A 21,056-nucleotide genomic window follows, 5' to 3' on the forward strand; every position below is an offset into this window, starting at 1 on the left:
GCAACCTGCGAACCATATCGGGAGTCGCAGAATGCTTGCCAGTGCCAAAGCCACTTTGGTCAACCTGATTCCACCGGCAATGGTGGCGGTTTTCCTGCTGTTCTGGGCATACGGCCCCAAGGCATTGCTCGCAAATCCGTGGACGTTGGTGGTCTGCTCCTCGCTGGTCACGATCATCGTCCTCGGCCTCGAATTCGTGTTCGAACGCCACGAAGGCTGGCGCCTGAACAAGCGCGAGTTCTTCACCGACCTCTATTACGTCGTGCTCAGTTCCACGGTCATCGCGTGGATGACGCAGACTTTCGCCGAAGCCCCGCTGCAGGCGGTCAAGACCTCGCTCGGCATCCACACGCCTTGGGTCGGCCATTTGCCCTGGCTGGTGCAGGTGGTCATGGCCGTATCGATCATCGAATTCGGCCAGTACTGGATGCATCGTCTGATGCACAACGTAACGCCGTTCTGGCTGACTCACGCGCCGCATCACCACATTACCCAGCTAAACGCCGCCAAGGGGGCTGTCGGCAATCCGATCGAGCTGTTCCTGATCACGCTCAGCGTGCTGACCTTCTTCGAATTCGACCAGACCGCGCTGTTCGCCTGCTTCAACACCACCGCCGTGATTTCGACCTTCGCGCATGCCAACGTGAAGTCGAACCCGCCGATCTGGTATTCGTTCTTCTTCACCACGATTCGCCATCACAGCCTGCACCATTCGACCGACTACGAAAGCACGCGCTGCAATTACGGCAACTCGATGATCCTGTTCGACCGGATCTTCGGCACCTTCAAGGAAGGCGAAAGCGTGCTGGTCGGTCAGGACGAACGCCGCCGCCTGTCGATCTGGGAACAGACGATCTTCCCCTTCCAGCCGCTGATCGCGCGGTACAAGGCTGGGCGCGCCGCTTCCGCTCAGGTCGCCAATGAAGCGGGAGGCGCAGCGGCGGCATGATCGTGACCCGCCCCGCGAACGCTGAAGCGGCAAGGCGCGCGCTGGCGCGGGGCAATTTTGACACGACGTTCGATCAGGCGGAGGCGCTGCTCGCTGCCGAGCCCGACAACCCCGAAGCCCACTTCCTCCTCGGCATAGCAGAATCGAGCACCGGGGGGATCAGCGCCGGCATCGCCGCGATCGAACGGGCCGTCGCGCTCGATCCACAGGGCGAATACCGCGCCCATCTCGCCAAGCTCTACACCCTCGTCCGCCGTGAAGGCGATGCCGCCGCCACGTTGCGCGCCGCCGAACAGGCGCTGCCGGCCGATGCCCTGTCGCGCGATACGATGGGATGCGTCTATGCCCGCCTGGGCGATCATGCCGCCGCGCTCGCCCACTTCGACGCCGCCGTCGCGCTGGAGCCAGACAACACCGAGTTTCGCTACAACCAGGCGGTCACGCTCAACTTCCTGGGTCGCGTGGGCGAAGCAGAAGCCGCGCTCGAAGCGCTGGTGACGCTCGATCCCGCCGCCGCGCGGGCTCACCATCTGCTTGCCAGCCTGCGCAAGCAAACGCGCGAGGCCAATCACGTCGCCCGCCTCGGCCAGACCCGCGCCGCCGCGAGCGATGGCCGCGATCGCCTGCTGCTGGGCTACGCGCTGGCCAAGGAGCTTGAGGACATTGGCGAGGCAGATCAGGCGCTCGATACGCTGATCGCCGCCAATGGCGAACACCGCCGCAGCCTGCCGTACGATTTTGCCCGCGACGCCGCCGTGTTCGATGCGATCGAGAGCGCTTGGGGCAATCTGGCGCAGGCTCCCGTCACCGATCCCGCCAGCGACGCGCCGATCTTCATCGTCGGCATGCCGCGCACCGGCACCACGCTCGTCGACCGCATCCTCTCCTCGCACCCGGACGTCGAAAGCGCGGGTGAGCTTCAGGCGATGCCGCTTGCCGTCAAGCAGGCCGCAGCCACGCGCAGCCGCATGGTGCTCGATCCCGAAACCGTGCTGGCCGCCGCCAGAGCGGACCTCGGCGCGATAGGGCGCGCCTATCTCGATCGCGCGCGGCCCCACCTGCGCAGCGATGCAGGCCGCTTCATCGACAAGTTTCCGGGCAACTTCCAGTACGTGGGGCTGATCGCCCGCGCGCTGCCGAAGGCGAAGATCGTCTGCCTGCGCCGCAACCCGATGGACACGGTGCTCAGCAACTTCCGCAATCTCTTCGCGATCAGTTCGCGCTACTACGACTACAGCTACGACCTGCTCGATACCGCTGCCTACTACGCGCGCTTCGACCGCCTGATGGCGTTCTGGCGTGAGGCGCTGCCGGGCCGCGTGCTCGAACTGTCCTACGAAAGCCTGGTTGCCGATCAGGAAGGCGAAAGCCGCCGACTGCTTGCGCATTGCGGGCTCGACTGGTCCGACGCGTGCCTGTCGTTTCACACCAACCGCGCGCCGGTCTCGACGCCGAGCGCGGCGCAGGTCCGTCGCCCGATCTACGCGGAATCGGTCGCTCGCTGGAAGCGCCATGCCGAAGTTCTCGAACCCGTCCGCCAGTTCCTCGTGGCCGTCGGCGTGGCTGTCGAGTGAAGGAGATCACCTTGACCATCCGACGCCCCCTTCCGCTCCTCGCCGCGCTGGCGCTGGTCGCCACGGCATCCCCGGCGCTGGCCGACGCACCTGCAACCAAGCTCGTGCGCTGCGGTGCGGCAGACTGCCTGCTGGTGAAGGGTAACCGCGCCGATCCGAAGAGCCCGGTCACGATCAACGATCACGCCGTCCCGGTTGAAGGTGGACGTCACTGGAGCGCGCGCCTGCCGGTTGCAACGGTGCGCGCCTGGACCGAGCCTTGTGCCCGCACGCTGTCCGTTGCCGTGGCCGACGAGGCGTTCGAAGCCCGGCTTCCCGTGGGAATGCTGGGCACACCCAAGGACTTGGCCATGCTCGTTGTCCGGGCGAAGTAATAACCCGACAGAAGTGGAGTAATAAAACTACAAATAATCCTTCAATATTGTAAGTTTCATCGCCGGGCGCTATACAACGGATAGCAGCCGCCCGAAGAGCGGCGCGTGTTTTCCGCGCAGGAGATGAAGATGAAGAAGGCTTTCGTGGCGATCGCCATGTTCGCATGTGCAACGCAGGCTTCGGCCGCAACGCAGACCACCACCGCAAATCCGTTCGCCAAGGACGCGGCGATCCTCGACCTCAAGGGTCTTGATCTCGCCACCGCCGATGGCCAGCAGCGCCTCGCCATCCGTCTCGACGCGGCCGCCCGTGCGGTTTGCGGCGAGCGTCTCGAAGGCGTCCACCTCGCGCTCGAAGCCAAGGCTCAGGCTTGCCGCGCGGCTGTGACCGCCGATGTGCGCAACCAGATCGAAGCGCGCATGGCCGCGGCCGAAAAGACCGGCACCCGCGTCGCCTCGCTGCGCTGATCCGTACCGAAGGCCCTGCTCCGCGCAGGGCCCTTCAGCTTACTTGGCCGGCCACCACGTCAGCGTGTGGACGTCGTGCGCCGAAGTCCACACGCCCTGCGGCGTCCAGCGCAGCGCTCCGCTGCCAACCGGCTTGCCGACCCGCGACAGGATCGCGTTGGTCGCCGCATCGATCACCACATATTCCTGATCTTCGGTGGTGCGCAGCCACACCTTGCCGTCGCCGGTATCGATGTCGCCCCATTTCAGGTTGTCGCCAACCTTGATCCGCGCGGTCACCGCCATCGTTGCGGGATCGACCCGCGCCACGGTGCCATCGCCCTGCTCCTGCACCCAGACGGCGCCTTCGCCAGCGACGAGGAAGCCCGGCGCCTTGCCCAGCGGTGCCGTGCCGGTCACCGCGTTGGTTGCGGGATCGATCCGCTGAAGCAACTGCTCCTTCGCGCTCACCGCCCATAGCGCGCCCAACCCGAACGACAGATACCATGATCCAGGGGCGACCGGGATCGTCGCGACGACCTTGCTGGTCGCAGGATCGATCCGCGCGATCTTGCCTGCGGCGTCCGATCCGATCCATACCGATCCCGCGCCGGTCACGGTGTTGAGTTCGCCCTCTCGCTGGTTGGCGATACCGCTCGATATCGTCGCGAGCAGCTTGCCCGTCTTCGCGTCGATCCGCTTGACGGCGTTCTCTGGGCAATCGGCGACCCACAGCGCGCCGAAATCGACGCTCATGCCCCCACAAGGCCGGCCCATCGGTGCCTCGGCGAGCTTGCCCTTGACCGACCACTGCTCGACCCGGCCCTTGTTCGTCGCCCATACGGTTTTGCCGTCAATTGCGAGGAAGTCGGCGAAGCCCGGCACCACTTGCACGTGTGGCGCTGGTGGCGCGTCCTCGGCGTGGGCAGCAAGCGGCGCAAGCACGGCGGCGGCAAGCAGGGCGGCCTTGAGCCCGCGCATCGCCGTCACGCCTTCTGCGCGATGTAGGCGCGCCAGCCGCCGAGGTGGGTGATGTCCTCGGCACCGGTCAGCGCGCGGGGTTCGGCGACGAAGCCTTTCACGCTCGTCCCATCCGCCAGCGTCACCGTGCCGATGGCGAGCGGCGGCGGCACTTCGACCACGAAGCTGCCGAACTCGGCCACGCCCAGTTCGTAGACTTCGACCGCAATGGCCGCACCATCGGCGCTGTGCACCAGCGCGGGCTTGGGCGGCACGCTGTCGGCCATGGCATAGAGGCGATAGGTCGGCGCGGTCTGCGTCGCCTCGACGAACTTCGCCTCACGCGAAGTCAGCTGCCAGTGCAGCGGCATGTCCTTGAGATGCGCGCCGACGACGGCGAGTTTGACGGTCTGCATGCGGCCCTCCAGATCGAGCGGGGGTGGGGATGGAAGCTGTGCTTGCGCGAGGTAGGCTTCGGCCGCCTCGATCAGTGCGCGGTCGGTGTCGGCCGGGCCGATCAGCGTCACGCCGAAGCCGGTTGCGTTGGCGCGCGTCCCCGCCGGCACGGCGATGGCCGCCATGTCGAGCAGGTTGACGAAATTCGTGTAGTAACCGAGCGCGCTGTTGAGCGTGATCGGCGCTGCGTTCAGTTCGGCCACGCGGTAGGTGGCGCCCGTGGTCGGGAAGACCATCAGGTCGATGTCTTCCCACAACAGGTCGGCATGGCGCTTCAGCTCGGCCAGCCGATAGATGCCGTTGAATAACTCGACCGCGCCGATTTCCAGCCCCGGTGCCACCACTTCGCGCACCGTCGGGTCAAGCGCATCGGGATCGTTGCGCAGCAGCGTTTCGAGTGAAGCGGTGCGCTCGGCCACCCACGGCCCGCCATAGAGCAGCTGCGCCGCTTCCTGCAGCGGAGCATAGTCGATCTCGATGATCTCGGCGAAGGCGCCGAACGCTTTGAGCGCGCGGTCGTAGAAGTATTCGGAGTCGATATCGCCCATGAAGGCGCGCTGGTCGTGGCGCGGTACGCCGATGCGCCTGGCCTTGCGCGGCATGTCGGCGAGCGGCTTCGACCAGGCATCGGCCGCATCGAACCCGGCGACCACGCCGTCGATCAGCGCGGCATCGGCGGTGTCGCTGGTGAACACGCTGATGCAGTCGAGCGTGCGGCAGGCCGGCACCAGCCCGGCATTGCTCCAGCGGCCCTTGCTGGGCTTGAACCCGATCAGATGCTGGAACGCGGCGGGCACGCGGCCGGACCCTGCCGTATCGGTCCCGAGCGCGAACGCCACAAGCCCCGCCGCTACCGCGCTCGCCGAGCCCGAGCTCGATCCGCCGCTGACATAGGCGAGGTTGTAAGCATTGCGCGGCGCGCCATAGGGGCTGCGCGTGCCGTTCAGCCCGGTCGCGAACTGGTCGAGGTTGGTCTTGCCGACACACAGCGCGCCCGCCGCCAGCAGCCGCTCGACCGTCGTCGCATTCCGCGTAGGGGCATAGGCAAAGGCCGGGCAGGCCGCCGTCGTTTCGAACCCGGCAACGTCGATGTTGTCCTTCACCGCGAAGGGTACCCCGGCGAGCGGCAAGTCCTCGCCCGCCGCCACGCGCGCATCGATAGCGCGGGCCGCTTCGCGCAGGGCATCGTCGGTCGCCCGAGAGATCCAGATCTGCGGTTGCACCGCTTCGTAGGCGGCTAGCCGCGCAAGGGTCTCCTCCGCCTGCGCGAGCGCGGACGATGCGCCGCTGCGCACGGCCTGCGCAATCGCCGCAACGCCGCGACGGTCCAGCGTGGTCATGCTTCCTCCACCGTTGCGAGGGCTCTGAGCGCCAGCATCGGCGTTCCCGGCTGCACCGCCTGTTTTTCCTGCGCATAGAGCGCCGCGACCACGCCCGATCCGGGACTCTCGACGCGACATTCCATCTTCATCGCCTCGATGATCGCGATCGTTTCGCCGGCTTCCACCGTGTCGCCCACGTCGACCAGCATCTTCCACACACTGCCGCCGAACGGCGCTTCGATCAGGTCGGCGCCTTCGGGCACCTGGATCGCGCTGGCCGGGGCGGGCTCGGCCTCAGCCGCTTCGGCGCGATCGAATTCGCCGCGCCGCTGCCACTCGGCGCGCTCTTCGTCGAACGCCGCCTGCCGGCGTGCCTCGAAGGCGGCAATCGCCTCGGCATTGTCCTTCAGGTAGGCGCGATAGTCGGCAAGGCGGAATTCGGACGGCTCGATCCGGATCGAGCGTCGCCCGGTGGGGAAGTCGCGTCGCCAGGCTTCAAGCTCCTCCGCGCTCACCGGATAGAACCGGATCTGATCGAAGAAGCGCAGCAGCCAGGGCTTGCCCTCGATGAACGCGTCGGTTTGGCGGTGAGTGTTCCACACCTGTATCGTGCGACCGAACAGCTGGTAGCCACCCGGACCCTCCATGCCGTAGATGCACATGTAGGCGCCGCCGATGCCGACCACGTTGGGCGGGGTCCATGTCCGCGCCGGATTGTACTTGGTCGTCACCAGCCGGTGGCGCGGATCGACCGGCGTCGCCACTGGAGCGCCGAGGTAAACGTCGCCGAGGCCCAGCACGAGGTAGTTCGCTTCGAAGATCAGGTTCTCGACGGCCGCGACATCGGGCAAGCCGTTGATGCGGCGGATGAACTCGATGTTGTCGGGGCACCACGGCGCATCGTCGCGTACCGCGCCCATGTACTTCTCGATCGTCTCGATCGTCGCCGGGTCGCGCCAGCTCAGCGGCAGGTGAACGATGCGCGAAGGGATCGCGAAATCCTCCAGATCACCGAGCCGCTCTTCCGCCGCGATCAGCGTGGATAGCGCCTGCGCCTGCGTCATCGTCGCGCCGTCGAAGTGGAACTGCAGCGAACGGATGCCGGGCACGATATCGATCACGCCGGGCAGCGCCATGCGCTCCAGCTCGGTCATCAGCGCCTGCACGCGGATGCGCAGCTCGATATCGAGCACGATCGGCCCGTATTCGACCAGGATGTTGCGATCGCCCTGCTGGCGATAGACCGTGCGCGGGTTGTTCGGTCCTTCGGGGATTTCCGAAAGGATCGGCGACAGCGTCTCGATCGGGCGCGCCGGGCCGCAGTCGGGTCGCTCGCCGCTTGTCAGCAGGCGCCGCTGCAGGCTGTCGGCCAGCGCTGCATCCACCGCGTTCACCGGACAGAAGCGCAGCTTGTCGCCGGGGGAGAGCTGCCCAATCTTCCACCGGTCCGCCGCGATCACGACGAACGGGCACACGAAGCCGCCGAGCGAGGGGCCATCGGGGCCAAGGATGATCGGCATGTCGCCGGTGAAGTCCACCGCGCCGATGGCATAGGGATTGTCGTGGATGTTGGACGGATGCAGCCCCGCCTCGCCTCCATCCTTGCGCGCCCACTGCGGCTTCGGACCGATCAGGCGCACGCCGGTGCGGTTGGAGTTGTAGTGGACCTGCCACTCGGCCGAAACCAGCGTGTCGATGTCGCCGTCGGTAAAGAAGTCGGGCGCGCCGTGCGGGCCATAGAGCACGCGCAGCGTCCATTCGTTGCCCATGTCGGGTAGCGTGGCGGACGGCAGGGGCGCTTGGCGGGGCTCGGCGCCCAGGTGAAGCGTGTCACCCGCCAGCAGCCGCCGCGCGGCATGGCCGCCGAACTGGCCAAGCTCGAACGTGCTGCGGCTGTCGAGATAAGTCGCGATGTCGAGCCCGCCTTCGAACAGGATATAGCCGCGAAGGCCTCCGCCCGCCGCGCGGCCCAGCGCCAGCGTCTGCCCGGCGCGCACCGCGATCGCCTCGCCCCGACCGATCCGCCTGCCATCGAGCGTGGCAGAGAAATCCGCGCCCATCAGGCATATGCGCGTGTCGGTGTTGAAGGTCATCGTCGGGCCGGTGATCGTTACCTCCAGCCCCGCCGTCCCTTCGGCATTGCCGAGCAGCCGGTTGCCGAGCCGGAAGGACTGGTCGTCCATGGGGCCCGATGGCGGCACGCCCACCGACCACAAGTGCTGCCGCCCGGGCCAATCCTGCACCGTCGTTGCCGTGCCGCCGCTGGCGATGGTCACGCTGCGCGGCGCGTAGACGACGTCCTGCAGAGCGCGGGTCGATACCTCGCCACTGGTGAAGGCGTCAGATCGCACAACCTCGCGCAGCCAGCGCAGGTTGGTCTCGATCCCGTCGATCCGCGACGCATCGAGCGCCGCCTGCATCGCCGCGACCGCCGCATCGCGTGTTTCGCCATGGACGATCAGCTTGGCGAGCATCGGGTCGTACCACGCGCTGACGTTGCTTCCCGCCATGCACCAGGTTTCGGCGCGGATATCGTCGGGGAAATCGACCGCGGTCAGCGTGCCGGAGGTCGGGCGATAATCGAGCGCGGGGTCCTCGGCATAGAGCCGCACCTGCACCGAATGCCCATGCGCGCGGGGCGGATCGGTGTCGAGGAAACCGAAATCGCCCGCGCCGCCCCGGATCATCCATTCGACGAGGTCGACGCCCATGACCTCCTCGGTCACGCCGTGTTCCACCTGCAGGCGGGTGTTCATTTCGAGGAAGAAGAACTCCTCACGCTCGGCATCATAGAGAAACTCGACCGTGCCTGCCGACAGGTAGTTCGCCGCCTGGCCCAGCCGGATCGCGGCGGAGATCAGGTCGGCGCGCACCGCCGCCGGCAGCAGCGGGGCGGGGGCTTCCTCCACCACCTTCTGGTTGCGCCGCTGCAAAGAGCAATCACGCTCGCCCAGCGCGACGATGCGGCCGTGGCCGTCGCCGAAGATCTGCACCTCGATGTGCCGCGCGCGGCGGATATAGCGTTCGAGGAACACGCCCGCGTCGCCGAAGTTGCCCAAGCCCTGCCGCGCCACGGCGGCAAAGCCTTCGCGTACCGCCGCTTCGTCCTCGCACACGCGCATGCCGATGCCGCCGCCGCCAGCCGTGGCTTTCAGCATGATCGGATAGCCGATCTCGGCTGCCGCCTTCGCCGCTTCCTCCTCGTCGGTCAGCAGGCCCGTGCCCGGCGCCAGCGGCAGCCCGTGCTTCTCGGCTAGGTCGCGGGCGGTGTGCTTGAGGCCGAAGGTGCGGATGTTGTCGCCGGTCGGGCCGATGAACACGATCCCGGCCGCCGCGCATGCTTCGGCGAAGTCCACGTTTTCGGCCAGGAAGCCGTAGCCCGGATGGATCGCGCCTGCACCGGTCGCCTTGGCCGCCGCCAGGATCGCCTCGACGTTGAGGTAGCTTTCCGATGCGCGTGCGCCGCCGATGCATACCGCCTCGTCAGCCTGCACCACGTGCAGCGAATCCTTGTCCGCTTCGGAATAGACAGCGACCGATCGCAGCCCCATCTTGCGCAGCGTGCGGATGATGCGCGTGGCGATCGCGCCGCGGTTGGCGATCAGGACCGTGTCAAAAGCCGGCTTTGGGGCGGTTGCTGCGCTCATGCGGTGACGATCATCCGGACGGGGGTGGGGTTGAAGCCGTTGCAGGGATTGTTGATCTGCGGGCAGTTCGACACGACCACCGTCACGTCCATCTCTGCGCGCAGGTCGACCGTCAGGCCCGGCGCGGAAATGCCGTCGACGATCCCCAGCGACCCGTCGGCTTCCACCGGCACGTTCATGAAGAAGTTGATGTTCGAAACGATGTCGCGCTTGCCGCGCCCTTCGATCAGGTTCGCCTCGAGGAAGTTCTCGACGCAGGCATGCTCCGACTTGGTGTGATGACCATAGCGCAGTGTATTGGATTCACACGAACACGCACCGCCGATGGTGTCGTGGTAATCGACCGCGGTGGCGGTGATGGTCATCATCGGCCGGCCTTCGTTCGATCGCAGCACGGTACCCTGACGCAGGAACAGGTTGCCCTGCGCCGCCACGGTGTCTTGCGCGCTGTAGCGTTCGGCATCGTCGGCTGTGGCATAGAGCAGGAAGTCGACCGCCTGGTTGCCTTCCAGGTCGACGATGCGCAGCGTCTGCCCGGCGGCGACATGGTGCAGCCAGGGCGCGCGCGCCGGCACGACGCAGTCGTGCACGACCGGGCCGGAAAGCCCGGCGAGATGGGGATCGGTGCTCATGGTTCTGGTCCTTCCCTCTCAGCGGCGGAAGTAATCTTCGACGTTCAGGAAGGCGCGCTGGCCTTCGGGCGTTGCATTGCGGATCGGGTCTTCCTCGCCCGTCACCGCGCCGCGCCAGGCGGTCGCGCGCAGCGGGGTCACGGTCCAGTCGGCCCGGGGATCGAGCACGTGGGGCACGTTGGCGATCACCACGATCACGTCCATCTCGGCCCGCAGCACCACCTGCCGGCCAGGCGCGAAGGGACCGATCTGCGGCGTAATTGTGCCGTCGGCCTCGATCTTGGCGCCCTTGAACAGGTTGATGCAGGGATGCACGTCGCGGCGCTGCAGCCCGTGCTTGGCTGCACCCAGCAGAAAGCGGTCTCGCCCGTTGGGATAGGCGCCGCTGTTGCGGCCTTCGCCGTATTTCGCTTCGTTGGTGGCGGCATTCGATGTGCCGCAGAACGCATCGTGCGTGCCCGCATCGTCGTCCAGGATGCTCAGCAGCACGCGGCCCATGTCCGACAGCAACAGCTTGCTTGGACCCAGGTAGGCGTTCCATTGCACCTTGACCGTATCGGCCACGTTGAGCCGCTCGCTCGGCATCTCGGCGTTGAACACCTGCAATCCCGCGCAGGCATCGCCCTTCAGGTCGATCAGCCGCAACCGCGTGCCCCGCGTCAGGCGGCGCGTGGCATAGCCGCCCGCTGCGATCGTCTCTTCCCAGACGATGTCGGCAGGATCGACGTCCGCCGGCAGGTCCGAGGCGACCGGCGGAAGCTTGGGCATCGCCTCTACCACGGTGCCGGCCATGGCACGGGCATGGTCGCGCGCTGCGAGAGGATTGTCGAGAACGGCAGTCATGCAACGGCTCCATTGCTGCTCTCGGCCACGTCCGGCTCGTAAAGCGGGGGCAGGAGAGCGGTGGTGGTAACGAGCTGGAGTTGGTGGACACCGCGCACCCGGCGCAGCGCGTCGCACAGCTCTTTCAGGCGGACGGCGGGCCCTTGCACCAGCAGGACCTCGAGCGACTGGTCGTCTTCCAGGAAGACGTGCTGCGACGAGATCACTTCCTTCAGGTATTCGCCCTGGGTCTGCGCCAGCTGGTGGCGCACCCGGCCGCGATCGCCGCGGTAGACGATGGTGATCGTGCCGGCGAGCATCTCGTCGGGGCGCGTGTGCGCCTCATGCTCGGCCAGCGCGTGGCGGATCAGCTCGGCGATCAGCTGCGAGCGCGAAGGCAGGCCGCGCTCCTCGACCATCACGTCCAACTGGCGGAACAGTTCGCCCGGCAGGCTCATCGACAGCCGGGCAAGGCTGGTGGGTTCGCTGTTCATGCCGAAGCCCTCTCTTTTGCAATTGCCGGCGTCGGTTCGGCTGACGCCGTGTCGCCCGCCGTGCTGGCTCCGCTCGCCGGAGACTTGCGCAGTGCAAGGTCGTAGACCGCCGTGGCGCCGAAGCGGTGCGGCGCGTGCGGATCGTGGCGGCGCTTGTCGAGCGCCAGCACGCGGGTGCCCAGGCTGAACGCTTCGCGGATATCGTGCGTGACCATGATGACGGTCAGCGAATAATCGCGCCACAGCTGGGTGATCAGCGCGTGCATGTCGGCGCGGATGCCGGGATCCAGCGCGCCGAACGGTTCGTCCAGCAGCAGGATGCGCGGCCGCTTGAGCAGCGCCTGCGCGATGGCCAGCCGCTGCTGCATCCCGCCCGACATCTGCGCGGGGTACAGGTGCATGGCATCGCCAAGGCCGACCGCGGCCAGCATCTCGGCCGCCTGCGCCTCGGCCGCCTTGCGCGCTGTGCCGAACAGCCGCGCCATCAACGGAGCCTTCTCGCATTCCAGACCGAACACCGCGTTGCCCAGCGCCGAAAGGTGCGGGAACACCGAATAGCGCTGGAACACCACGCCGCGATCAGGCCCGCATTCGGGGGTGAGCAGTTCGCCATCGAGCAGGATGCGCCCGCGCGTCGGCACTTCCTGCCCCAGGATCACCCGCAGCAGGCTGCTCTTGCCCGCGCCCGAAGGGCCGACGATCGAGACGAAGGATCCTGCCTCGAAATCGAGCTCGACCTTTTCGAGCACGATCTTGTCGCCGTATTCGACCCACACGTCGCGCAGCGAAAGGATCGGCCCTGCCGAAGCAGCGGGGGCGGCAGGAGCGGGGGGGGGCGGCGCGCTCAATGACTTGCTCCGTGGGCCCAGGGGAAGGCGCGCTTGCTCAGTTGGGCGAGCGCCACGTCCATCACGATCGCCAGCAGCGCGATCCACGCGACGTAGGGAATGATCACGTCCATCGACAGATAGCGGCGGACCAGGAATATGCGGTAGCCAAGCCCGATGTCCGATGCGATCGCCTCGGCCGAGATCAGGAACACCCAGGCGGGCCCGAGCGCCAGACGCAGCGCGTGGATCAGCCGGGGCAGGGCCTGCGGCAGCGCCACCCGCAGCATGATCTGCCACGATCCGGCGCCCAGCGTCTGCGCCTTGATGATCTGTTCGCGCGGCAGGCTGCCGACATAGGCGGCAATGTCGCGCACCATCACCGGCGTGATGCCGATGACGATCAGCGCCACCTTGGCCGTCTCGCCAAGGCCGAGCGCGATGAACAGGATCGGCAGCAGCGCGATCGGCGGGATCACCGCGATGCCGGTTACCAGCGGCCCGATCGTAGCACGCACCGGCGGCAACACGCCAAGCACCAGCCCGATCACCAGCGAGGTCAACGTCGCGATGCCGAGCCCGAGGCCGAGCCGTTCGAGGCTGGCCAGCGTATCGGCCCAGAACACGTACTGTCCCGAAAGCTGATCGGGCTGGAACAGCAGCGGCACCATGCCCGTCACCATCCCCTGCGGCAGCGGCAGGATCTTGTCGAACGGGTTCGCCGCGTGCCGGCTCACGGCCAGGAACAGATAGACCAGCAGCAGCAGCAGGATCGGCACCGCGCCCAGCAGGACCGCGTCGCTCCTCCGTATCTGGCGATTTACCCAGCGCATCGTCTTGTCCTTGTTGCGTTCCCGAAGGGCAGGGCCAGAACTGGGTGGATCAGAGCTTGCCGTCGGCGGCGAGCTTCATGAAGCTGTCGTCGAAGCGCAGCGTGACGTGTGCCGGATCGCCCAGCGTCTTGGCGCCGGGGAAGGCCATGCCCACCGCGTCGGCGGAACTGGCGCCCTTGAACAGCCCTTTCGAAAAGCTGAAGTCGCGCACTTTGGTCATCGTCGAAACCAGCGCCGGCGCGTCGGCCGCCGCCGCCGCTGCCTTGGGATCGGCGTAGAGGAAGGTGGTCTTCAGCTGCTGGTCGAACACCTCGGGCGTAGTGCCCGAAAGCTTGGCCATCGCGGCGCGAGCGGCCTTCCCTTGCGCATCCTGGCGCTGCATCAGCGCCATCGTTTCATACCAGATGCCCGCCAGCGCCTTGCCGAGGTTGGGGTTGGCCTTGAGCGTGGCGGTGTCGACCACCATCAGGTCGAGGATTTCGCCCGGGATCTGCGCCGAGCTGAACACCTCGGAAACGCCCGTTTGGCCCTTCATCACCGAAAGTTGCGGGTTCCACGCCACCGCCGCGTTCACGTCGGGCGCATTGAACGCGCCGACGATGTCCGCATCAGAGGTATTGACCGTCTTCACATCGGTCGATTTCAGGCCGGCTGTCTCCAGCCCCCGCGTCAGCAGGTAGTGCGATACCGACAGCTCCACGAGGTAGACCTGCCGCCCCTTGATCGCGGCGAGCGAATTGGCACCTTTCAGCAGGATGCCGTCGTTGCCGTTCGAATAGTCGCCGACGATGATCGCGCTGGTGTCCTTGCCGCCTGCGGCTGGGATGGTCAGCGCATCCATGTTGGTCACGGTCACGCCGTCGAACTTGCCGGCAGTGTACTGGTTGACCGACTCCACGTAGTCGTTGACCTGCACCAGGTTGATCTTGATGCCGTACTTGTCGGCCCACTTCTTCACGATGCCGGCCTGCTGGGCATAGGGCCAGGGCATCCACCCGGCATAGATCGACCAGCCAATGTTGAACTCGGTCTTGGGTGCGGCGGACGGCGCCGCCGAGGGCGAACACGAGGCCAGCGCTAGCGCGGCTGCGATTACTCCAGCGGTTGCGAACTTGGCTCGGAGGCTGGTCGCCGTGATGGTCATCGAGTCGATCCCCTTTCGCAGTGCAGCATCACCACGGATCGCCCGCTTGTCCATCGAAAAATATTACGACTTTAAAAAAGGGTAATAACGGCCTTATGCCCACTCGGGTGTGGGCCACAGCAGTGCAACCCTGCTGCCGTCCCACGATTTCCGCCGATCCGGCGATTCGCCTGATTCGTTCCGGACGATTTGCTGCACCGCCGTCGTTCCAGGTTTCTATTCGGTTCGGACGTACGTCAAACGGCGTACATGCCGACGTAAAACTGTCACTTTTTGCGCTGCGGCACCCTTTTTAATCATACTGAGCAACTGCGGAATTATTACGCTTGACGCATTAGGTAATATCCATACCCTATTGAGCATCGCCAATACGAGCGATGGAACGAAAGGGTGGAAACGGCGTCGGGCAACCGGCGTCAGCGAAGGGGACCAGCGATCCGCAAGCCGGCCTGCCATGCTGCCAATCTGGACTCTGCGCCCTTGCGGCGCGGCGGGCGGACGCGGCGTAACGGCCAGCAAGCCGCTTCCTCCTCCTCCGCCCCCCCTCGAATGCACAAGGACAACCGGGCTCCAGTCAGCGGGTCGCGGAAATGAAAGGCGCCGGCCACGCAGCCAGAGCGTCGACGGGAGAGTGATGTCACCACACCACAGGCATTAAAGCTAGGGGGTCGGAGTGACTAAGACATTGTTTCGCAACACGCTGCTCGGAGCGACCATGCTCATGGGCCTCGGCACCACGGCCGCGTTCGCACAGGAAGCCCCGCAGGCCCAGACCGGCGCATCGGGCGCCGCCGACGGCGCCAGCAACGAGATCGTCGTCACCGCCACCCGGCGCGCGACGTCGCTGCAGGACGTTCCGATCAACATCACCGCAGTCGGCGCCGAACAGCTCGAACGCCAGCGCATCAACGACGTGCGCGACATCGCCGATTTCACGCCCGGGATGACGATCGCGGACACCGGCGCTGGCAGCACCGGCACGATCGTGCTGCGCGGCCTCAATGCATCCGACAGTTCGGCCACCGGAAACAGCTATGACAGCGCCCTAGGCATGTATCTCGGCGAAGTGCCGCTTTACTATGACTTTAAGCTGCTCGACATCGCCCGCGTAGAAACGCTGCTCGGGCCGCAGGGCACGCTCTATGGCCTGGGCACGCTGGCCGGCGCGATCCGCAACATTCCCAACCGGCCCAACACCGACAAGATCGAGGCCGAGACCCACGGCCGCGTCTATGCCAAGTCGCATTCGGGCAACACCGGCTACCAGCTCGACGGGATGATCAACATCCCGATCGTCAAGGACCACATCGCGTTCCGCAGCGCGACCGGCTATTACTACGATCCCGGCTTCATCGATTACCCGCTGCTGCTGCAGAAGCCGGGCGTCTCGCTGCCCCAGCCCGATGGTCCCACTTTGGTCTCGCCCGCAAGCTACGCCGCGAACCTTTATCGCAAGGACGATCTCAACTTCGAGCGCACCTTCACCACGCGCAACCAGCTGCTTTTCAAGCTGAACGAAGACCTGCAGGTTGATTTCACCTACGCCTACCAGAAGACCAAGACCGAAGGCGGCCAGTCAAACAGCAACGGCGTGCTCGGAACCAGCAAGTACGAAAGTGCCGCGCGCTATGTCGAACCGGTGGATCGCCAGGCCCACCTCATGGCGATGGAAATCACCGCCAACCTCGGCAACATCGCCCAGCTTGTCGCTACGACCGCTTATACCAACGTGCGCAACCGTCGCCGGGGCGACAACACGGACCTGCTGCTCGATCTCGACTACGGCTACGAAAGCTTCCCAGCCTTCTCGAGCTGGAATGAAAGTGACGATCGCCGCAAGCAGTTCAACCAGGAAGTCCGCTTCGTTTCGACCCACGGTGGCCCGTTCAGCTGGGTAATCGGAGGGTTCTACAACAACCAGCGAAATCACCGCGATTACGTCGAGCACCTGCCCGGCCACCCCTGGATCGATCTCGCGACCAATCCGAACGAAGTCGAATACGCATCGTTCAACCGCTCGCGCGTCACCGAAAAGGCGGTGTTCGGCGAAGGCACGTTCAAGATCACCCCGCAGTGGCAGGTAACCGCCGGTGGCCGCTGGTTCGAATATACTTCGAAGATCGCTGGCCGCGCGGTGGTGCCGATCCTGGGTGATCCTGTCAGCCCCTATGATCTGACGGCTGCCGGTGGCACGACGAAGAAGCAGGGCTCGGTCTGGAAGTTCAACACCTCCTACAACTTCACGCCCGACATCATGCTCTATGCGACTTACAGCAAGGGCTATCGCATCGGTGGCCCGAACGCGGTCGCGCCGTGCATCCTGCCGCTCAACCCGAACGTCCAGAACGTCTGCGCCCTGCCCAACGAACAGCAGTACGGGCCTGACTCGACCAAGAACGCCGAAATCGGCATCCGCACCCAGCTGTTCGATCGCAAGCTGACCTTCAACGTCAACGTCTATTCGATCAAGTGGGACGGCATCCAGGTCGCCTCGGCCACCGTCAACGGCATCGTCGGGATCACCGTCAACGGCGGCAAGGCGAAGTCCGAAGGTGTCGAAGCTTCATTCCAGCTGCGTCCCACCGATCGGCTCTCGATCCAGGGCACCTATTCGTACACCAATGCTCGCCTGACGCAGGATGTGCCCGCAATCATCGCGGTCAACGATCCGGCGGGAACGTATCCGAGCTCGCCGATCCAGCTCGATGCGCTCAAGGGCGATCAGCTGCCGGGGTCTGCCAAGAACAGCGGCAGCCTGGGCGCCACCTACACGATCCCGGTGGGCGAGGGGAAAGTCATCGCCGACTGGACGGCGACCTACCGCGGCTCGGTTGTCACCCGTCTCGGCTGGGATCGCGCCTATGGCGAAAAGCTGCCGGGCTACGTGCTCCATCGCGCCTCGTTCGGGTACGAAGCCGATCGCTACAGCGTGACGCTCTTCGCCAACAACATCTTCGACAAGTACGCCGTGTCGGCGGTCTCGAACGACCTCTCGCGCGTTGGCCTCAACGACGGTGTCCTGCTGCGCTACTATCGCAAGTCGGTGATCGATCCACGCACGGTCGGCCTCGAATTCCGCCTCAAGTACTGACCTTTTTCCCCTGAGGTGGCGCCGCCGGCAACGTCGGTGTCACCTCCACCACCGCGCTCTTTCGCGTCGCACCCTGCCAAAAGGCTCCCCCGTCATGATGACCGCCGTTTGCGCGCGTGCCCTGCAGCATGCGGGCCCCCTCGCTGCGCTCGCCTGCCTGCTTGCACATCCCGCGCAAGCCGCCCCCGCCACTCCATCGCTGTTCCACGAACGCTGGATCGATGGCGCCAGCGGCGATGAGCCGGCGGTGCAGGTCCAGGCGCTCGACGGCGATACCTTCGTCCTGCGCCAGTCGGTCCGCACCAATTTCGAAGCGCCGTTCCTCTATCTGCTGTTCGGCCGGGAAAGGGCTTTGCTGGTCGATACCGGGGCTCCCGACGGGCACATTCGCCCCACCGTCGATCGGCTGATCGCGGACTGGGCGACCCGCCACGGCGGCAGGGCGCCGCACCTCGTCGTGGCGCACAGCCACAGCCATGACGATCACACCGCCGGCGATGCCGCTTTCCGCGCACGACCCGACACCACCGTCGTCGGCCTCAAGCCGGCCGACGTCGCTACCTTCTTCGGCGTGCGCAGCTGGCCGAACGACATCGTGCCCTTCGATCTGGGCGGCCGCAGGCTGTCGATCATTCCCACGCCCGGCCATCAGGCGGCGGCGATCATGGTCTATGATCCGCGCCTGAAAGTGCTGCTCTCGGGCGATACGCTCTACCCCGGCCGGCTCTACGTGCCGGTCAACTTCCTCGCCGATGATCGCGCGAGCGTCGATCGACTGGCCAGCTTTGCCGCAACCCACCCGATCCGCGCCGCGCTCGGCGCGCATATCGAAATGACGAAGACGCCGGGGAAGGACTACGGCCACGAAGCGCCGACTCATCCGGACGAACACCGGCTCGAACTGCCTGCAGCGCAGATCCGGCAGCTGCGCGCAGGTCTCAAGGCCCCGCTTGACGCGGCCGATATCCGCCAGGTCCACGATCATTTCATCATCGTCACCGTACCGCCCAGAGCAGAATGAAAGCTCATAGATCACCTCTATGCCTTCCATCAGACTTTGCCCTCTGGCGAGATGGGGGTGCTTGCAGGACCCTCAAATCACGGACGAAATCCGCAAATATCAGGGACTCGTGAGATGGACGGAATTCGCGTTGGCAAGCGTGTCGTGGGCACCCAGTCACCGGTCACCATCGGTTGGGAAAACGTGCCGAAAGTCGAAGGCGGCTTCTTCAAGCGGCTGTTCTTCTCGTGGTTCCAGCCTGCCGTGCTGTTCGGCCTGATCGCGTTCTGGTATTATGCGCCCAATTCGATCGCCAAGGCTTCGGTCGCCATCGGCATCGGCATCGGCTTCCGGGTCTTCCTGCTTGTCTTGGAACAGATCGCCCCGCGCCACGAAAGCTGGAACCTGACCTGGAAGGAACTGGCCACCGACCTGTTCTACGTCGGGCTCGGCTACACCGCGCTCGGCCTGGTCGATTTCTTCATCAGCAGCGATGCGCTGATCGAAGCGGCGCGAAACAGCTTCAACTGGGACAAGCTTGCGTGGTTCACCCACTGGCCGCTGCTGCTCCAGGCCTTCATCATCGTTTTCATCTTCGATTTCGGCCAGTACTGGATGCACCGCGGGATGCACAACTGGTACCCGCTGTGGCTGCCCCACTCGGTCCACCACTACATCACCCAGCTGAACATCAACAAGGGCGCGGTCGGGAACCCGCTGGAACTCTTCCTGATCGGGCTCGGCATCGGTGGGATGTTCGATTTCCTTCCGCGCGCCGCGCTGCTTGCCGGCGCCATCGGCATGGCCATCGGCACCTACCAGCACATCAACGTGCGCTTCAACACGCCCGCCTGGTGGCGCTTTCTGTTCAACACGACGGAGCACCACAGCCTGCACCATTCGCGCGACTTCGAAGCCACCCGCAGCAACTATGCGAATTCGTTCATCGTCATCGACCGCATCTTCGGCACCTGCCTGGATGGCGAAGCCGAACTGCTCGGCATGGAAGGCGGCCGTCGCATGTCTATCCGCGAACAGATGACCTATCCCTTCACCGAAGGCTGGAAGACGCTGAAGGAACGGATGGGGCGCGCCGCTGCAGTGTCCGCCGATCCTCACGCGGTGCCGGCCGAATGATCGCGCACGAACTGAAAGTGATGGCATGACCGCTGCCGCCCTCTGGACCGAAGCTGCCGGACCGCGCCCCTTGAACCTTCGCCGCCTTGTCGAACGGATCTGGACCGTGCGCGGCAGCCTGCCGCTCGATCCGGCGCTTGCGCCCGAAGCGGCGCTCGCCCGTCTTGATCCCCTGTTCCAGGAATATGGTACCACGGTCACCCGCGATCAGCGCGGCCTGGCCTACGACAAGAAGGATCCCGGGGCGCAGGACCCGCTTGCCACCTTCGACAGCGGTAGCCTCGCCGTGGTCGAAGGCGGGGAAGGGGCGGTGCTCACCTGGCGGCTGGTCAGCAAGTCCCTGCTCGCCTGCTTCTTTGCTCCGCTGCTGTTCCTTGCCTTTGCGCAGACGGCCGTCTTCATCGGCGATCACCTGGCCGCATCGGCCGATGCCAAGGCGGACAAGAAGGATGAGAAGAAGGAGTCGGTGCTTTACCAGAACCCGCTCGACAAGGCGCTCGGCGCACCGGCGCCCGAAAAGCCCAAGGACGACGACAAGAAGAAGGACGCCAAGAAGGAGCGCAAGCTGTCGCCGACGCCTGGCTATGTCTTCGCCGGGATCTTCGCCGTGCTCTACATCGTCGGGCGCGTGCTCGAACCGATGCTCGTCCGCCGCCGTTTCCGCCGCCTGCTCGAACAAGGCTGACGCACGTGAATTCGTGCCGTCCAGAGAATGACGGTAGGGCTGACAGATAAAGAACGCGTAGCGGGCGGAACTCAGGCTGAAACACGCGCTTCCATGAAGCGAACGTATCGCGACTGCGCGCGGGGCCTTGGTGCCTCACCCGACGCACCGCGCTTCAAGGCGTATCCACGCTCCCGCGCCAACTCGTCGACATTGACACAGGCATCGACGTGCCAGCCCGGTGCACCCTGTCGTACTGTCTGCACGGCGTCGTTCCAGCTTTTCGCTTCAAGAAAGCGGTAATCATGCTGTTCACGCATCGAATCCGATGAATTGCGGCCAAGCTCGGCCACATAGAACGCGGCCGTTGGATCGGTGTTCTGCGCATCGGGATCTTCGAGTTCGAATTCGATCCAGCCATCCAGATGCGCGGCCTTCATAGCCGTGCTGAACCGTGCCGCGCAGGCGCGGATGAGTTCCGCATCATCGAATGCCACCATCGGGTGCACCTCGTGACTTTCAAACAGATTGCCGTCGCGCATCCCCCCGATTTCCACGAGATAGAGTTTCACGGCATTCCTTTCAGGGGGGCGAGGCTTCGGTCAGACCAAGGATGGGCGAGGTGGGCATGGAACCCGCCACTTTGCCGTGTGTTCCACCGATCACGACCCGGCGGCTTTACC

General features: G+C 65.6%; 18 protein-coding genes. 8 read left to right on the top strand and 10 right to left on the bottom strand.

The features are described from left to right. Positions 1-31: 31 nt before the first annotated feature. The 4 genes from AACH40_RS03500 (at position 32) to AACH40_RS03515 (ending at position 3,365) form a co-directional block, all read left to right on the top strand. Positions 32-949, top strand: a complete 918-nt coding sequence (locus AACH40_RS03500; RefSeq protein WP_338644209.1) for a sterol desaturase family protein — start codon at positions 32-34, stop codon at positions 947-949. Then, entirely contained in the window at positions 946-2,523 is a 1,578-nt protein-coding gene (locus tag AACH40_RS03505) for a tetratricopeptide repeat-containing sulfotransferase family protein (RefSeq protein WP_338644210.1), read from the top strand. The genes AACH40_RS03500 and AACH40_RS03505 overlap by 4 nt, the downstream gene beginning before the upstream one ends. An 11-nt stretch (positions 2,524-2,534) precedes the next feature. After that, on the top strand, positions 2,535-2,897 hold the full coding sequence (locus tag AACH40_RS03510; protein ID WP_338644211.1) for a hypothetical protein: 363 nt from the start codon (positions 2,535-2,537) through the stop codon (positions 2,895-2,897). A 129-nt stretch (positions 2,898-3,026) separates the two neighbouring features. After that, positions 3,027-3,365 carry a UrcA family protein gene (locus AACH40_RS03515; protein ID WP_169492298.1) on the top strand — a complete coding sequence of 113 codons (339 nt, stop codon included), beginning with the start codon at positions 3,027-3,029 and terminating at the stop codon, positions 3,363-3,365. A gap of 39 nt (positions 3,366-3,404) precedes the next feature. On the opposite strand, the gene AACH40_RS03520 is transcribed toward AACH40_RS03515, so the two are convergent. From AACH40_RS03520 to AACH40_RS03560, 9 genes are read right to left on the bottom strand one after another with little or no spacing between them, the layout of a single operon-like run. Beyond that, positions 3,405-4,325 (bottom strand): YncE family protein, encoded by a 921-nt coding sequence (locus tag AACH40_RS03520; RefSeq protein WP_338644212.1) that lies wholly within the window; start codon positions 4,323-4,325, stop codon positions 3,405-3,407. 5 nt (positions 4,326-4,330) lie between these two features. After that, a complete protein-coding gene (gene atzF / locus AACH40_RS03525; RefSeq protein WP_338644213.1) occupies positions 4,331-6,100 on the bottom strand; it encodes an allophanate hydrolase in 1,770 nt (589 codons plus the stop codon). Continuing rightward, positions 6,097-9,729, bottom strand: coding sequence for an urea carboxylase (gene uca / locus AACH40_RS03530; protein ID WP_338644214.1), 3,633 nt, complete (start codon positions 9,727-9,729; stop codon positions 6,097-6,099). Before uca ends, atzF begins: the two co-directional genes overlap by 4 nt. Next, positions 9,726-10,361, bottom strand: coding sequence for an urea amidolyase associated protein UAAP2 (locus AACH40_RS03535; protein WP_169492302.1), 636 nt, complete (start codon positions 10,359-10,361; stop codon positions 9,726-9,728). Before AACH40_RS03535 ends, uca begins: the two co-directional genes overlap by 4 nt. A gap of 18 nt (positions 10,362-10,379) precedes the next feature. Then, complete coding sequence (locus AACH40_RS03540) at positions 10,380-11,204, bottom strand: urea amidolyase associated protein UAAP1 (RefSeq protein WP_338644215.1); 825 nt, start codon at positions 11,202-11,204, stop codon at positions 10,380-10,382. Continuing rightward, positions 11,201-11,677 carry a CopG family ribbon-helix-helix protein gene (locus AACH40_RS03545; protein ID WP_169492304.1) on the bottom strand — a complete coding sequence of 159 codons (477 nt, stop codon included), beginning with the start codon at positions 11,675-11,677 and terminating at the stop codon, positions 11,201-11,203. The genes AACH40_RS03540 and AACH40_RS03545 overlap by 4 nt, the downstream gene beginning before the upstream one ends. After that, positions 11,674-12,525, bottom strand: a complete 852-nt coding sequence (locus AACH40_RS03550; protein WP_338644216.1) for an ATP-binding cassette domain-containing protein — start codon at positions 12,523-12,525, stop codon at positions 11,674-11,676. The genes AACH40_RS03545 and AACH40_RS03550 overlap by 4 nt, the downstream gene beginning before the upstream one ends. Continuing rightward, positions 12,522-13,337 carry an ABC transporter permease gene (locus AACH40_RS03555; RefSeq protein WP_338644217.1) on the bottom strand — a complete coding sequence of 272 codons (816 nt, stop codon included), beginning with the start codon at positions 13,335-13,337 and terminating at the stop codon, positions 12,522-12,524. The genes AACH40_RS03550 and AACH40_RS03555 overlap by 4 nt, the downstream gene beginning before the upstream one ends. 49 nt (positions 13,338-13,386) lie before the next feature. Further along, positions 13,387-14,481 carry a putative urea ABC transporter substrate-binding protein gene (locus tag AACH40_RS03560; protein ID WP_338644218.1) on the bottom strand — a complete coding sequence of 365 codons (1,095 nt, stop codon included), beginning with the start codon at positions 14,479-14,481 and terminating at the stop codon, positions 13,387-13,389. 715 nt (positions 14,482-15,196) lie between these two features. Between AACH40_RS03560 and AACH40_RS03565 the strand changes: the two genes are divergently transcribed. The 4 genes from AACH40_RS03565 (at position 15,197) to AACH40_RS03580 (ending at position 20,394) form a co-directional block, all read left to right on the top strand. Next, complete coding sequence (locus AACH40_RS03565; RefSeq protein ID WP_338645913.1) at positions 15,197-17,572, top strand: TonB-dependent receptor; 2,376 nt, start codon at positions 15,197-15,199, stop codon at positions 17,570-17,572. A gap of 94 nt (positions 17,573-17,666) precedes the next feature. After that, a complete protein-coding gene (locus tag AACH40_RS03570; RefSeq protein WP_338644219.1) occupies positions 17,667-18,593 on the top strand; it encodes an MBL fold metallo-hydrolase in 927 nt (308 codons plus the stop codon). Positions 18,594-18,707: 114 nt separating this feature from the next. Beyond that, the gene (locus AACH40_RS03575) at positions 18,708-19,709 is read left to right on the top strand and encodes a sterol desaturase family protein (RefSeq protein ID WP_338644220.1); all 1,002 of its coding nucleotides are present in this window, start codon (positions 18,708-18,710) and stop codon (positions 19,707-19,709) included. 25 nt (positions 19,710-19,734) lie between these two features. After that, positions 19,735-20,394: a hypothetical protein gene (locus AACH40_RS03580; protein WP_338644221.1), complete on the top strand. Its 660-nt coding sequence runs from the start codon at positions 19,735-19,737 to the stop codon at positions 20,392-20,394. Positions 20,395-20,465: 71 nt separating this feature from the next. Here the strand turns inward: AACH40_RS03580 and AACH40_RS03585 are convergent, their stop codons facing one another. Next, positions 20,466-20,945: a hypothetical protein gene (locus AACH40_RS03585; protein ID WP_338644222.1), complete on the bottom strand. Its 480-nt coding sequence runs from the start codon at positions 20,943-20,945 to the stop codon at positions 20,466-20,468. Positions 20,946-21,056 lie beyond the last annotated feature (111 nt).

The organism is Novosphingobium olei (assembly GCF_037076535.1).
Taxonomy (GTDB): Bacteria; Pseudomonadota; Alphaproteobacteria; order Sphingomonadales; family Sphingomonadaceae; genus Novosphingobium; species Novosphingobium olei.